We start from the raw sequence: 14,815 nt of genomic DNA on the forward strand, positions 1-14,815 counted from the left end.
AAAAATAAACATTAGCAACAATTTTGTCCACATGGCATAGTTTTTGACGGTTCAGCAACAATTTTGTCTACTATGCCTAATTTTATTAAATCCCATCTCCGTTTATCCCTTCATGGGCTTCATCAAAATATTGATTCATTTCAAAAGCAGGTTTTTGATGTTGAGACTGTCCAATAATTCGAGCAGGAACACCTGCTGCAGTGGCATATTCAGGTACAGCTTGTAGTACTACTGAATTTGCGCCAATTTTAGAATAACGTCCGATTTCAATATTACCTAAAATTTTTGCTCCAGCCCCAATCATCACTCCTTCACGAATTTTGGGATGGCGATCGCCATGCTCTTTACCTGTTCCACCAAGGGTAACACCTTGTAGGATCGAGACATCATTTTCAATCACAGCCGTTTCACCAACAACAATACCTGTTGCATGGTCTAACATGATACCGCAGCCAACACGTGCTGCAGGATGAATATCCACATCAAAAGCCACAGAGATTTCATTTTGTAGATAGATGGCTAAGGCTTTACGCCCTTGTTTCCAAAGATAGTGAGTAACACGGTAGCTTTGTAACGCATGATAACCTTTTAGATAAAGCAGTGGTGTACTCCACTTATCAACAGCAGGATCTCGAGTTCGAACTGCATCAATATCATGAGCAGCGCTAATAATAATTTGCGGATCTGCTTGATAGGCTTCCTCTATTATCTCTTTTAACGCAATCGCAGGCATAATGGCATTAGAAAGCTTATTGGCAAGAATGTAGCTGAGAGCATCGCCTAAATGATGATGCTTAAGAATGGTTGCATGGAAAAAACTTGCAAGCATAGGCTCACTATTAGCAAGCTCTTTTGCTTCTTCTCGAATATTTTGCCAAATTTGATCAAGCTGCTGATGTGTCATGCTTATTCTCCTTTTCTTTCACGCCCTAATAATGTTGTAGCAACGTCCGTCGCGTGTTTACCACAAAATAGCATTTGATAGATTTGTTCTACAATGGGCATTTCTACACCTTGCTGCTGCGCAAGTAAATAGGCTTCTTTTGTATTATAAAACCCTTCGACAACCTGTCCGATTTCTGCCATGGCATCTTCTGCTTTTCGCCCTTGTCCAAGCATTAAGCCAAAACGTCGATTACGAGATTGGTTGTCGGTACAAGTAAGTACTAAATCACCTAGTCCTGCCATTCCCATAAAGGTCGTTGGATTTGCCCCCAATGATGCACCTAAACGGCTTATCTCCGCTAAACCTCTCGTGATCAAGGCTGTGCGAGCATTTGCTCCGAATCCCATGCCATCTGAAACACCTGCACCAATAGCAATTACGTTTTTAATTGCACCGCCAAGTTGTACGCCCACCATATCACTATTGAGATAGACTCGGAACGCTTTTGAGCAATGGATCCGCTGTTGCATCTCATCAGCAAACTGGGGATTATCTGATGCAAGAGAAATCGCTGTCGGTAAGCCTTGGGCTAATTCTTTTGCAAATGTAGGCCCTGATAAGACTGCAAGCGGGTGGTTTTGTCCTAAAATTTGCAAAGCAACATCTTGTAATAGTCGCCCCGTATCTCGCTCTAAGCCTTTTGTTGCCCACATGATACGATGATCATCTTTCAGTAATGGCTGAATCTGCTGTAAGACATCAGAAAATACATGGCTTGGGACAACAATTAAAATATCCTTCGCTTTATGCAAGGCTTGGGCTAAATCGCTTTCTATTTCTAAGGCTTCTGGGAAAACAATATCGGGCAAAAACTCTTGATTTATTCGAGTTTCTGCCATTTGTTTCATTTTTTGCGGATTATGTCCCCATAAATAGGTTTTATGACCATTACGAGAAAGCGCTATAGCGAGTGCTGTGCCATAGGAACCTGCGCCTAATACGGTTACGGGGGCGGTATATACTGTACTCATTTTCGATATGCTAGCTAAAAAAATAGGTATGCCTTAGCATACCTATGTTTATTGATGAAAACAATTAGTTAACTGCTGGAGTTTCACCACTTTCTGCTTGTTGACGCTCTAAATAGTCCATAAACAATGCATCAAAATTCACAGGTGAAAGATTTAGTGCTGGGAATGTACCACGATTCACTAAGCTTGAAATTAATTCACGTGCGTAAGGATATAATACATTTGGACATTGAGACGCTAAGCAATGTGCTAATTGAATACCTTCTAAGCCTTTAATTGTAAACACACCTGCTTGTTTAACTTCACAGATAAATGCAACATCGTTGCTATCTTCTAACGTTGTTTGTACATTAATGTGTAATACCACTTCATAGGTATCTTCACCAACTTCACGTGTTTCAGTATCTAGCTCGAAACCTAATTGTGGCTTCCACTCTTGATGAAAAATATGTGGCAAATTAGGCGCTTCAAAAGAAACATCTTTGATATAGATACGTTGGATTTGCATCTCAAATGGAGTTTGTTGTTGCTCTTCTGTTGCTGCAACTTGATTTTCTTCAGCCATAGTAATTCCTTATTTTAATTTATTGAATTATTTATGTTTTTTCACTAGCGGTAAATTAGCTGCACGCCAGCCAGCAATTCCTTCTTTTAAAACATAAACTTTGTTAAAGCCTTGTTTTACGAGTTCATTTGCTAAGCCACTTGCGCTTAACCCATTGGCATCAACAACAATGACCGAATGGTCTTTATGTTTTTCGATGGATTGAATTTTCTTCGCTTTAATTTCGCTTGGAATTAAATGCAAACTGTCGATAATGTGACCGTGTCTGAATTCATCATCAGAACGCACATCAATAAGTACAGCTTCTTCTTTATTAATAAGTTGGGTTGCTTGAGCGTTATCCACAATTTTAAATTTACTTGTAGCACCTTTATATAGGTTAATAACGACAGCAATCACTAACGCAATCCAAGCCACTACCATAATAGTATGGTTAGCCACGAATTGCTGAAGTTGCTCTGCAAAAGTGAGTTGTTCCATAGGTTTGTTCTCTAAATGTAAATGAATGATAGTAGTGATTTACGTCACTGCATTTAGTATAAGGCACGCCAAAGCGTGCCTAACAAAGATAGAGAAATTAGCCTTGTTGTTGAGCCATTACTTCATCAAATGAAGATGCTTTTTCTGTCACTTTCGCTTTAGCAAGAACTGCTTCAACCGCTTGTTCTTCTAACACAACGTTACGGATATTATCAGTTAAACGTGGATTTTTCGCGTAGTATTCAACTACTTCTGCTGGTTGTTCGTAAGCTGATGCTAACTCTGCAATGGTTTCTTTCACACGATCTTCATCTACTTTTAATTCGTTAGATGTGATCACACTTGAAAGCAATAAGCCTACTTGAACACGGCGTTTTGCGTCTGCTTCAAATAATTCAGCTGGTAATTGAGCTGCCATTTCTGGTTTACCGCCAAAACGTTGAACCGCTTGCTGACGTAATACATCAACTTCTTCTGCTACCGCTGCTGCAGGTACTTCGATATCGTTGTTCGCTAATAAGCCATTGATTACTTGGTTTTTCACACGTGCAGTTAAAGCATTTTTCAACTCACGTTGCATATTTTTCTTGATTTCAGCACGAAGTTCTTCAACAGTTTTTGCTGAACCAAATTTTTTCACAAATGCTTCTGTTAATTCAGGAAGTACCGTGTTTTCTACTTTTTTCAAGGTAATTGCGAATTTCGCTGCTTTACCTTTTAAGTTTTCAGCGTGATATTCTTCTGGGAATGTCACATCAATGTCGAACTGCTCGCCTGCTTTGTGACCAACGATACCCTCTTCAAAGCCTGGGATCATACGACCTTGACCCATTGCTAACACGAAGTCAGACGCTTTACCGCCTTCAAACTCAACGCCATCAACAGAGCCAATGAAGTCGATTGTTACACGGTCATCTGCTTTTGCTGCTTCAGCTGTTTCTGCAAAAGTCGCTTGTTGTTTACGTAATACTTCAACCATTTTGTCTAAATCAGCTTCGGTGATTTCAACCACTGGTTTTTCTACTTCAATGTTTTCTAAGCCTTTTAATTCAACTTCTGGGAATACTTCGAAAGTTGCTGTGAAAGAGAAATCTTGACCTGGTTGGTAGTTATTTGGAGTGAATGTTGGGCGACCTGCAAGGTTGATTTTTTCAGCGATCACTACATCAAAGAATGCACGTTGCATCTCTTCAGATAACACATCTTGACGAGCCGCTAAACCGAAACGTTGTTCAATGATTGCGTGTGGTACTTTTCCTTTACGGAAACCATCGACACGTGCGTTTTTCGCATAGCCTTTTAATTGTTCTTTGTATGCCGCTTCAATTTTATCTGCTGCGACGGTAACGGTAACACGGCGTTGTAAGCCTTCTAATGTTTCAATAGCAATTGACATTCTTAAACCTCAGTAATTGAAAAAGGATTTGGTATCTAAAATACAGATAGAAAAATAGACGGAAATTGTAACGATCTGTCAATGTAATGTCGAGAACTTTCACGAGAGAAGAGCAGATAGTCGGGAGCGGTGAGTTTAATAGATTAAATTTCAAGCAAAAAAATGGAGAGTTGATTGCCCACTCTCCATACGTTCTTTATTACGTTTTTTACTAAAAACTATAAACCTTTTGGAATACGAATTTTTTGACCTGGGAAGATTTTATCTTCGTGTTTGATCACTTCTTTATTCGCTTCAACGATAGCTTTATATTTTGCTCCGTTGCCATACGCTTTTTCAGCAATAGCCCACAAAGTATCGCCTTTTTGAATCACATAAAACTCATCATCGCTTGCGATTTGACCTTCTTTGATCACGACATCGTCAATGTTTACATTGTTAATACCCGCAACGTTACCCGCCATTAAAATCGCTTTTTCAATCGCAATTGCCGTAGATGCTGCACCTGTAATTTTAGCGGTACCATCTTCTACAGTCACGTTTAGGTTTTCAATACCTGGATTGTCTTCCGCAATATGATCTGTTACTGCTTTAGATGCATCTTCTTCTTTGTTAAATAATTTTCTGCCAATATCGGCAGCAAAATCAAATAAACCCATAGCTTAAGTCCTCTTAAAAATGAAAAACCTTGAGTAAAGCACTCAATCGTCTCTTAGAGTAATCTATTTTTATAAAGTTCATCAACCATTTTTAAATCATAATAAAAAAGATGAAGTACAAGCGGTTAGATGTGTAAAAAACTTTGCAAATCTGACCGCTTGCAATTCCTATTATTTTAGACGAATTTGCGTTACAATCTCTTGTTTAAAATATTCGAGCAAAAAGGTAGATCGTGAAGCAGGTACAATTCTATTTATTGAGTCAAACTCAAATTGGCGAACTCTCCGCCCAAGAAGCCCTTGCTTGCGATTTAGCCGCAAACGCATGGCGACAAAACAAGCGTGTACTTATCGCTTGTGAAACAGAAGAACAGGCACTCAATATTGATGAAGCCCTATGGGCAAGAAATGCCGATGATTTTGTGCCACACAATTTATCAGGTGAAATCACCACTTACGCCACGCCGATTGAGATCTCCTGGAAAGGCAAACGTAACGCACAGCGTCGAGATTTATTGATTTCACTACAAATTGAGCTACCCGAATTTATTAACAGTTTTAATCAGATAGTAGATTTTGTTCCTGTTGATGAAACCCAAAAAGCCCAAGCCCGTGAACGATATAAACAATATCGTCAGCTAGGTTGGCAGTTAACCACAGAACAGGCTTAAGATTATTAGATTAATAGGAGAGTAATATGTTAGGCGCAGCACTTGGTGATATTGTCGGTTCACGTTTTGAACACCATAATTATAAAGCGACCGATTTCCAATTATTTACAGCGGATTGCCGTTTTACTGATGATACCGTCTGTACTGTTGCCGTAGCAGAATGGGCGCTTGGTGGATTCCAAGATAATTTAGTGACGATAATGCGGAAATGGGGTAATAAATATCCTGATGCTGGCTATGGTGGCACCTTTTATTATTGGTTAGATCCAGATAATGATCCACAACCCTATAATAGCTGGGGCAATGGTTCTGCAATGCGGGTATCTGCTGTCGGTTGGTTGTGTAACGATTTGGAAAGTGTTTTAACTTATGCTAAACAATCTGCAGAGATTACACATAATCACCCTGAGGGTATAAAAGGCGCTCAAGCGGTTGCTGTAGCGATTTTCTTGGCAAGAACAGGTGCAAGTAAAGTGGCAATCAAAACCTTTATTGAACAGCATTTTGGTTATGACCTTAGCCAAACTTGTGATGAAATCCGCCCTGTTTATCAGTTTGATGTAAGCTGCCAAGGCTCTGTGCCACAGGCTATTATTGCATTTTTAGAAGCGGATAGTTTTGAAAATGCGATTCGTCTAGCCGTTTCTTTAGGGGGTGATTCTGACACATTAGCAGCAATTGCAGGTTCTATCGCTGAAGCTTTTTATCCTTTACCAGATAAAATGCATCAAACGGCAGCCTATTTTTTAACGCAAGAGATGATGGATATTTTACTGGCTTGTAGTAAATAGGATCGACACCCAAGATAAAGGATAATCAACAACATGTTCCGTTTAGCCAAAGAAAATGAATTGCCCCGAATCCTTGAAATTTATAATCAAGTGATTGAGCGTCGCACGGTGACAGCCGATCTGGAACCTGCGACAACATCAAGCCGTCAAGATTGGTTTGAGCATCACTTAAATCACCCTAAATATCCTATTTGGGTATATGAGTTAGAAGGCGAGATCGTGGCGTGGTGCAGTTATTCGCAATTTTATACCCGAAAAGCCTATGATGGTACAGCGGAAATCAGCTTTTACCTTGATAAAGCCGTTCACGGTAAAGGTATTGGCAAGCAGTGTGTCAATTTCTTAATTGAACAAATGCCGAATCATCAACTGCATACGTTACTTGCCTTTGTGTTTGGTAATAACGAACAGAGTTTAGGATTGCTGAATAAAATGGGCTTTGAAGTTTGGGGAAAACTCCCCCAAGTTGCTGATATGGAAACCCATTTTGAAGATTTGGTGATGTTGGGATTTAAAAATGAAACTTTGATAAATTGCTTAAGGAAAAAATAAGTAAACCTGAAGAAGTTTTAAAATAACAAAAGTGGTTGGGTATAATTTATAAAGGTAGAATAAAAGATGTTGGCTCAAATTGAACATTTAAAACAAAAAATATCTGAATTACGCCCATTATCCGTAGATGAAATAAAGCGTTTGCGTGAAGAATTTATTATTGAAAGTAGCTATAATTCTAATGCAATTGAAGGCAATACCATTACTTTACGAGAAACGGTATTAATTCTAAAAGAAGGCATTACCATTGCTGAAAAACCGATTCGAGAGCATTTAGATATTATCGGGTTTAAAGACGCTTTTAATTATATTTATGAATTAGTTGCCAATAATGAACCATTAACTGAACGAGCTATTAAAGATGTTCACTCTTTGGTATTAATGAGTAATGCGGAAAATCGTGGCGTATATCGCCGTATTCCCGTGCGTATTTTAGGGGCAGAAAATGAACCCACACCGCCCTATTTAATTGCAGAAGAAATGGCGTTGTTAATTGAAAAATATCAGCAAAAACTTACCTCTTGCCACCCATTAGAAGCAATAAGTTGGCTACATTTAGCTTTTGAAAGTATTCACCCATTTATTGACGGTAACGGAAGAACAGGGCGATTATTACTGAATTTTGAATTATTAAAGCAAGGTTATTTACCTGTCGATATAAAATTTACCGACCGAGCAAAATACTATCAATGTTTTGATGATTTCCATAAAAACCAGCAAGATGTAAGTAGTTTACTAAACTTAATTAGCCAGTATGAATTAAGTGAGCTAAAAAGATATTTAGCGATTTTGGAAGAGCGGTAAGATTTAAAGAGCCACAGCGTGGCTCAACTATGCGTAACCCCACACGGCTCGTGTGGGGTTACAAGCGGTAAGATTTAAGCAAAATTTTGTAAAAAATTACGAAAAGCAGACCGCTTGAAAAAAGATTTGTAGTACAAGCGTCTACGCTTGTGCCATTGGAGATAAATTAAATGCTAATATTTACAACATTATCTGTACTACTTGTTTATCTTTGTTTTAAAAAATTTCCAGTATTTACAAATAAGTTGGCAGAATATAATTCATTTATATTTATCTCTCTTCAAGGGTGGTTTATTCACAAATTGAGTAACATGCCTTTATCGAAAAATATATCACTAGATGGCATAGAAAATATATTATTCGATTTTGCATTGGCTACTGTAGTATGTTTGGGATTTATGTTTAGTCATATAAATAAGTATTCATTAGATGTAAAGTTTATCTTTTTCTTTATGGGAGCAATGCAAATAGGCATATTAATAACAATCTCATCCTTAGACTTTATATCTATACAAATGAAAATTTGGAGTAATACATTATATGTGCTATTACCAGCGTACGTATTATATGAAATTGAAAAAAATAGAAACATTCAACAAAAAGAGAAAAAATAAATGACCCAAAAATTCGAAATGGCAGATCGTTTCGACTCATCAGCAGTCGAACAAGCACTTTATAAACACTGGGAAGAACAAGGCTATTTTAAGCCGAGTGAGAACCCGAATGTTCCAAGTTACTGTATCGCAATTCCACCGCCGAATGTGACAGGCTCGTTGCATATGGGGCACGCATTCCAGCAGACATTGATGGATACGCTGATCCGTTTTAACCGTATGGAAGGCAACAACACCTTATGGCAAGCGGGAACCGACCACGCAGGGATTGCAACCCAAATGGTCGTGGAGCGTAAAATTGCGGCGGAAGAGAGCAAAACTCGCCACGATTATGGACGTGAAGCGTTTATCAATAAAATCTGGGAGTGGAAAGCCTATTCGGGCGGCACAATAGGGCAACAAATGCGCCGTTTAGGCAACTCGATTGACTGGGATCGTGAGCGTTTTACGATGGACGAGGGGCTGTCTAATGCGGTGAAAGAGGTCTTTGTTCGCTTGCACGAAGAGAGCCTGATTTATCGTGGCAAACGCCTAGTAAACTGGGATCCGAAATTACACACAGCGATTTCTGATCTTGAAGTGGAAAACAAAGAGAGCAAAGGCTCGCTTTGGCATTTCCGCTATCCGTTAGCGAACGGAGCGAAAACGGCGGACGGCAAAGATTATTTGGTGGTGGCGACCACACGCCCTGAAACGATGCTCGGCGATACGGCAGTAGCGGTTCACCCTGAAGATGAGCGTTATCAATCGCTGATCGGCAAAACTGTGATCCTACCGCTTGCGAACCGTGAAATCCCGATTATTGCGGACGATTATGTGGATCGTGAATTCGGTACAGGCGTGGTAAAAATCACCCCAGCTCACGACTTTAACGACTATGAAGTCGGTAAACGTCACCAGTTGCCAATGGTAAACGTGCTGACCTTAAATGCCGATATTCGTGATGAAGCGGAAATTATCGGCACGGACGGCAAGCCGTTAGCGACTTATGAAGCGAAAATCCCAGCGGATTATCAAGGCTTAGAGCGTTTTGCGGCACGTAAGAAGATCGTTGCCGATTTTGAAGCTTTAGGTTTATTAGACGAAATCAAGCCGCACGATTTGAAAGTGCCTTATGGCGACCGTGGCGGTGTGCCGATTGAGCCAATGCTGACAGACCAATGGTATGTGAGCGTGAAACCGCTTGCCGAAGTGGCAACCAAAGCGGTGGAAGACGGCGAAATTCAATTTGTGCCGAAACAGTATGAAAACCTTTACTTCTCTTGGATGCGTGATATTCAAGACTGGTGTATTTCTCGCCAATTATGGTGGGGACACCGTATTCCAGCGTGGTACGATGAAGCGGGCAACATTTATGTGGCACGAGATGAAGCGGAAGTGCGTACGAAGTACAACTTACCGGCAGATTTAGCGTTAAAACAAGATGAAGACGTGTTAGATACGTGGTTCTCATCCGGTTTATGGACGTTCTCAACCCTTGGCTGGCCGGAGCAAACCAAAGAACTGAAAATGTTCCACCCAACCGATGTATTGATCACCGGTTTTGACATCATCTTCTTCTGGGTTGCTCGTATGATTATGTTTACGATGCACTTCATCAAAGATGAAAACGGCAAGCCACAAGTACCGTTCAAAACAGTGTATGTCACCGGCTTGATCCGTGATGAGCAAGGACAGAAAATGTCGAAATCGAAAGGGAACGTGTTAGACCCGATTGATATGATTGACGGTATCAGCCTTGAAGATCTGCTTGAAAAACGCACGGGCAATATGATGCAACCACAGCTTGCGGAAAAAATTGCCAAAGCCACTCGCAAAGAGTTCGAGAACGGTATTGCCCCACACGGCACGGACGCATTGCGTTTCACCTTGGCTGCGTTGGCGAGCAATGGTCGTGATATCAACTGGGATATGAAACGCTTGGAAGGCTACCGCAACTTCTGTAACAAGTTATGGAATGCGAGCCGTTTCGTCTTAACCAACGAGAAATTAGATCTCTCCGCAGGCGATGTGGAATATAGCTTGGCGGATCGTTGGATCCAATCAAGCTTTAACCGCACCGTGAGCGAGTTCCGTGATGCTTTAAGCCAATACCGTTTCGACTTGGCGGCAAATGCGATTTATGATTTCACGTGGAACCAATTCTGCGACTGGTATTTGGAATTAACCAAACCGGTATTTGCCAACGGCACAGACGCACAAAAACGTGGTGCAAGCCAAACCCTTGTGCGTGTGTTAGAAAAATTATTGCGTTTAGCTCACCCGATTATTCCGTTTATCACGGAAGAAATCTGGCAGAAAGTGAAAGGCTTTGCGGGCGTGGACGGCGACACCATTATGTTGCAACCGTTCCCAAAATTTGACGCAAGTGAAATTGACGAAACAGCCGAATTGCAAATCAACTGGCTGAAAGAGTTGATCGTGGCAGTGCGTAACATTCGTGCAGAATGCAACATCGCCCCAAGCAAAGGCTTAGACTTCTTGGTGCGTAACGTGTCAGACGAACATTGCAAAATTCTTGCAGAAAACGACCGCTTGTTAAAAGCAATGGCGAAACTTGACAGCGTTCAAACCCTTGCTCAAGGCGAAGAAGCACCGCTTTCGGTTGCGAAATTGGTCGGCAACATCGAAGTGTTAGTGCCAATGGCTGGCTTTATCAACAAAGAGGCCGAGCTTGCCCGTTTGAATAAAGAGATCGAGAAATTCGTCGGCGAAGTCAAACGTATCGAAGGTAAACTCAGCAACGAAGCCTTTGTGGCAAAAGCGCCAGAAGCCGTCATTGCTAAAGAGCGTGAAAAAATGCAAGAGTATCAAGACGGTCTTGAGAAGTTGAAAGCGCAGTATCAGGCGATTGAAGCACTGTAATAAACACTAAAAAGTAGGCGTAATGCCTACTTTTTTACTCTGTTATCTTATCTAATATGTTTCAGTTTCTCACTCTTTTTTCTTACGAGCGGTTACTTTCTTCTTAGATTTTACAGATGTTTCTTTATTTGATTTTTTACTTCTCTCTTTTTTCTTTTCAGCCTTTATCGTTTTCACTTCCTTAAACACAGGCTTCTCCGCTTTACCTTTCTCGGATTTAGCTTTTTTCTTCGCCGTTTTGCCCTCTCCCCTTGCTTTGCGTAAGCTAGTGATTAAGGCAAAATCGATTTTTTTGTCGTCAAGATTTACGCCGATCACTTTGACTTTCACTGGGTCGCCCAAACGGTAGATTATGCCGTTTTCGCCGACCAAACGCTGGCGGTCGCTGTCGAAGTGGTAGTAGCCGTTATCAAGGGTGGAGATGTGGACTAAGCCGTCAATCAGCAATTCGTTGAGTTTAACGAACAAGCCGAAGCCCGTAACACTTGAAATCACGCCGTCAAACTGTTCGCCGATATGGTCTTGCATATATTCGCATTTTAGCCAATCGGCAACTTCTCGGGTGGCTTCATCGGCACGGCGTTCGGTGGCGGAGCATTTTTCGCCGAATACGTCCATATCATCAAGCTGATAGTGATAACCGCCACCGTCAGTATAATGGCGTTTGTTGCCTTTTCCCTTTTCAATCAAATACTTAATCGCACGGTGTAACAGCAAATCAGGGTAACGGCGGATCGGCGATGTGAAGTGAGCATATTCACTTAGTGCCAAGCCAAAATGTCCCTCGTTATCAGGGGAATAGACCGCTTGTTTGAGCGAGCGAAGTAACATTGTTTGAATAAGTTCGGCATCAGGACGTTCTTTCACCTTGTCGAGCAAGGCGGCGTAGTCTTTCGGCGTTGGTCGCAAGCCGCCGTCAAGGAACAAGCCACACTCTTTTAAAAAGGTGCGGAAGCTGGTGAGCTTTTCTTCACTTGGCTGAGCGTGAATACGGAACAGAGACGGTTCATCGACTTCTTCCACAAAACGAGCAGACGCAATGTTGGCTAAAATCATACACTCTTCGATGATTTTGTGAGCATCGTTGCGGATCACTGGCTCAATCCGTTCAATGCGTCCTGGTGGGTTGAAAATAAACTGATTTTCGACCGTTTCAAACTCAATCGCTCCACGTTGATGACGGGTCTCAAGTAGCACTTTGTACATTGCGTGCAGTTCTTCCAAATGTGGCACAAGGTAGAAATAACGCTGACGCAATTCTTCATCACCCTCAAGAATTTTCCACACTTTTGTGTAGGTCAAACGGGCGTGGGAGTTCATCACCGCTTCATAGAATTTGTAACCAAGCAGTTTGCCCTTATCAGAAACGCTCATTTCCGCTACCAAACATAGCCTATCCACCTGCGGATTGAGCGAACATAAGCCGTTCGACAGCACTTCAGGCAACATCGGGATCACACGATTAGGGAAATAGACCGAATTGCCACGCTGTTGTGCTTCTAAATCCAACGCCGTTTTAGGACGGACATAGTAGCTCACATCAGCAATCGCCACCCACAACCGCCAGCCGTTATTTTCACGTTGGCAAAACACCGCATCATCAAAATCTCTAGCACTCTCGCCGTCAATGGTAACTAGCGGCAGCTCACGCAGATCGACCCGTCCAATTTTGGCTTCTTCAGGCACTTCTTCGCTAAATTGACGCACTTGCTTCTCAACGCCCTCAGACCAAATATGCGGAATATCGTGATTACGCAGGGCAATCTCAATTTCCATACCGGGTGCAAGATTATCGCCTAAAATTTCGGTGATAAAACCGACAGGACGTTTGAAATCGGCTTTGCGTGGTTGCAATTCAACCACCACCACTTGCCCCATTCTTGCCCCTAAACGCTGTTCTTCGGGGATCAAAATATCGTGCGTGATACGGCTATCATCAGGCACAACATAGTTAATACCCGACTCGGTGAAAAAGCGACCGACAATCTGCTTTTTACGAGCTTCTAGCACACGCACAATGCGAACTTCTTTCCGCCCACGGCGATCAACACCATTCGGCTGTGCCAACACAAAATCGCCGTGCATTACACGGATCATCTGTCCATTGGGGATAAACCAATCATCATCGCCCTCGACTTGCAAAAAGCCATAGCCGTCACGATGACCAATCACCGTGCCTTTGATGAGATCCATTTTTTCAGGCAGGGCATAGCGTTTTTTCTTGGTAAAAACTAACTGCCCGTCATTTTCCATTGCACGCAAACGGCGGCGGATCGCTTCTTGGCGTTCTTCATCATAAAGGTGAAACGCTTCAAGCAACTCTTCTTTGCTCATAGGGGCGTCATAATCCCGAATAGTTTGTAAAATAAATTCCCGACTGGGTACGGGGTTCTCGTATTTCTCGAGTTCTTGTTGGTAATTTGGATCAACGATCATAATTCTTTCTCTTGATAAAAATAGATAAGTTATTGTTGTTATTATTGAAATGTAAGTTCAGACGTAGATAACGGTTGGGAAATGTAGTTCGGTTAAAAATCAATAACACGTAAATAAAATCGAACATATTCAGATTTCTATTAACGTTTTAAGGATAGTAACACAAATTGTCCTGTTTATCGCTCAAAAATCATAAATAATCCTTTATTTCCTCATTTTACTCTCTTATAATGCGCCAGTTTTTACGAAACGAAAGATAAATGGAACTTAAAGTGTCAAAACGAAACACGCAACAGCGTCGTCAAGTGATCGTCAATATCGTACAAGAGCAGGGTGAAGTCAGTGTTGAACATCTAGCTCACTTGTTTGAAACGTCAGAAGTAACAATTCGCAAAGATCTGACCGCTTTAGAAGAGAGCGGTTTTTTACTGCGCCGTTATGGTGGTGCGATTAAGTTGCCTTCGGACTTAATTGACGATTCACAAGAAAATCTTTCGAAACAAAAGTTAGCCATTGCAACAGCAGCCGCAAACCAAATTCGTGACCATAACCGCATTATCATTGATAGTGGTAGCACAACAGGTGCATTAGTCAAAGCCTTACATCAATCGGGCTTGGTGGTGATGACCAACTCACTTAGCCTTGCTAACGAATTGACAACACTTGAGTGTGAGCCAACAGTCTTGATGACAGGCGGAACGTGGGACGTTCGTTCGGAATCGTTTCAGGGGAAAGTCGCAGAGCAAGTGTTGCGTTCTTACGATTTTGATCAGCTCTTTATCGGGGCGGACGGCTTAGATTTAGCGCGGGGCACAACAACGTTTAATGAGCTTGTTGGTTTAAGTCAAGTGATGGCAGAGGTTTCACGGGAAGTGATTGTATTAATCGAATCCCAAAAAATCGGACGTAAAATGCCTAATCTTGAGTTGGAATGGCAAAAAATTCATAAACTTATTACGGATGATCAGCTCGATCCTTATGTAAAAGCACAGATTGAAGGACTAGGGATTGAGGTGATTATTGCGAAGTAAGTATCTGTTCCAAAGGAAAAATACTTCCCCCTTT

General features: G+C 41.5%; 14 protein-coding genes. 7 read left to right on the top strand and 7 right to left on the bottom strand.

The window, feature by feature from the left end; all coding sequences use genetic code 11:
* Positions 1–85 precede the first annotated feature (85 nt).
* From cysE to lysM, 6 genes are all read right to left on the bottom strand, one after another.
* Positions 86–904 carry a serine O-acetyltransferase gene (cysE, locus tag C5N92_RS08070; protein ID WP_111750340.1) on the bottom strand — a complete coding sequence of 273 codons (819 nt, stop codon included), beginning with the start codon at positions 902–904 and terminating at the stop codon, positions 86–88.
* A gap of 2 nt (positions 905–906) precedes the next feature.
* Positions 907–1,917, bottom strand: a complete 1,011-nt coding sequence (gpsA, locus tag C5N92_RS08075; RefSeq protein WP_111750341.1) for an NAD(P)H-dependent glycerol-3-phosphate dehydrogenase — start codon at positions 1,915–1,917, stop codon at positions 907–909.
* A gap of 64 nt (positions 1,918–1,981) precedes the next feature.
* On the bottom strand, positions 1,982–2,482 hold the full coding sequence (secB, locus tag C5N92_RS08080) for a protein-export chaperone SecB (protein ID WP_111750342.1): 501 nt from the start codon (positions 2,480–2,482) through the stop codon (positions 1,982–1,984).
* A 27-nt stretch (positions 2,483–2,509) separates the two neighbouring features.
* On the bottom strand, positions 2,510–2,962 hold the full coding sequence (locus C5N92_RS08085; RefSeq protein WP_111750343.1) for a rhodanese-like domain-containing protein: 453 nt from the start codon (positions 2,960–2,962) through the stop codon (positions 2,510–2,512).
* 97 nt (positions 2,963–3,059) lie between these two features.
* Complete coding sequence (gene tig, locus C5N92_RS08090) at positions 3,060–4,358, bottom strand: trigger factor (RefSeq protein WP_111750344.1); 1,299 nt, start codon at positions 4,356–4,358, stop codon at positions 3,060–3,062.
* 218 nt (positions 4,359–4,576) lie between these two features.
* The gene (gene lysM, locus C5N92_RS08095) at positions 4,577–5,017 is read right to left on the bottom strand and encodes a peptidoglycan-binding protein LysM (RefSeq protein ID WP_111750345.1); all 441 of its coding nucleotides are present in this window, start codon (positions 5,015–5,017) and stop codon (positions 4,577–4,579) included.
* A 233-nt stretch (positions 5,018–5,250) separates the two neighbouring features.
* Here lysM and C5N92_RS08100 point away from each other — a divergent pair, with 233 nt between their 5' ends.
* The 6 genes from C5N92_RS08100 (at position 5,251) to C5N92_RS08125 (ending at position 11,314) form a co-directional block, all read left to right on the top strand.
* Positions 5,251–5,688: a DNA polymerase III subunit chi gene (locus tag C5N92_RS08100; RefSeq protein WP_111750346.1), complete on the top strand. Its 438-nt coding sequence runs from the start codon at positions 5,251–5,253 to the stop codon at positions 5,686–5,688.
* 26 nt (positions 5,689–5,714) lie between these two features.
* On the top strand, positions 5,715–6,479 hold the full coding sequence (locus C5N92_RS08105) for an ADP-ribosylglycohydrolase family protein (protein ID WP_111750347.1): 765 nt from the start codon (positions 5,715–5,717) through the stop codon (positions 6,477–6,479).
* A gap of 33 nt (positions 6,480–6,512) precedes the next feature.
* Positions 6,513–7,031 (top strand): GNAT family N-acetyltransferase, encoded by a 519-nt coding sequence (locus C5N92_RS08110; RefSeq protein ID WP_111750348.1) that lies wholly within the window; start codon positions 6,513–6,515, stop codon positions 7,029–7,031.
* 66 nt (positions 7,032–7,097) lie between these two features.
* On the top strand, positions 7,098–7,835 hold the full coding sequence (locus tag C5N92_RS08115) for a Fic family protein (RefSeq protein ID WP_111750349.1): 738 nt from the start codon (positions 7,098–7,100) through the stop codon (positions 7,833–7,835).
* A gap of 245 nt (positions 7,836–8,080) precedes the next feature.
* A complete protein-coding gene (locus C5N92_RS08120) occupies positions 8,081–8,449 on the top strand; it encodes a hypothetical protein (RefSeq protein ID WP_219819292.1) in 369 nt (122 codons plus the stop codon).
* Complete coding sequence (locus C5N92_RS08125) at positions 8,450–11,314, top strand: valine--tRNA ligase (protein WP_111750351.1); 2,865 nt, start codon at positions 8,450–8,452, stop codon at positions 11,312–11,314.
* A gap of 69 nt (positions 11,315–11,383) precedes the next feature.
* On the opposite strand, the gene rnr is transcribed toward C5N92_RS08125, so the two are convergent.
* On the bottom strand, positions 11,384–13,750 hold the full coding sequence (rnr, locus tag C5N92_RS08130) for a ribonuclease R (RefSeq protein WP_111750352.1): 2,367 nt from the start codon (positions 13,748–13,750) through the stop codon (positions 11,384–11,386).
* A gap of 272 nt (positions 13,751–14,022) precedes the next feature.
* On the opposite strand from rnr, the gene C5N92_RS08135 reads away from it, so the two are divergent.
* The gene (locus C5N92_RS08135; RefSeq protein WP_111750368.1) at positions 14,023–14,781 is read left to right on the top strand and encodes a DeoR/GlpR family DNA-binding transcription regulator; all 759 of its coding nucleotides are present in this window, start codon (positions 14,023–14,025) and stop codon (positions 14,779–14,781) included.
* Positions 14,782–14,815 lie beyond the last annotated feature (34 nt).

Origin of the sequence: Glaesserella australis (genome assembly GCF_003260095.1) — a bacterium.
In the GTDB taxonomy this organism is placed as follows: domain Bacteria; phylum Pseudomonadota; class Gammaproteobacteria; order Enterobacterales; family Pasteurellaceae; genus Glaesserella; species Glaesserella australis.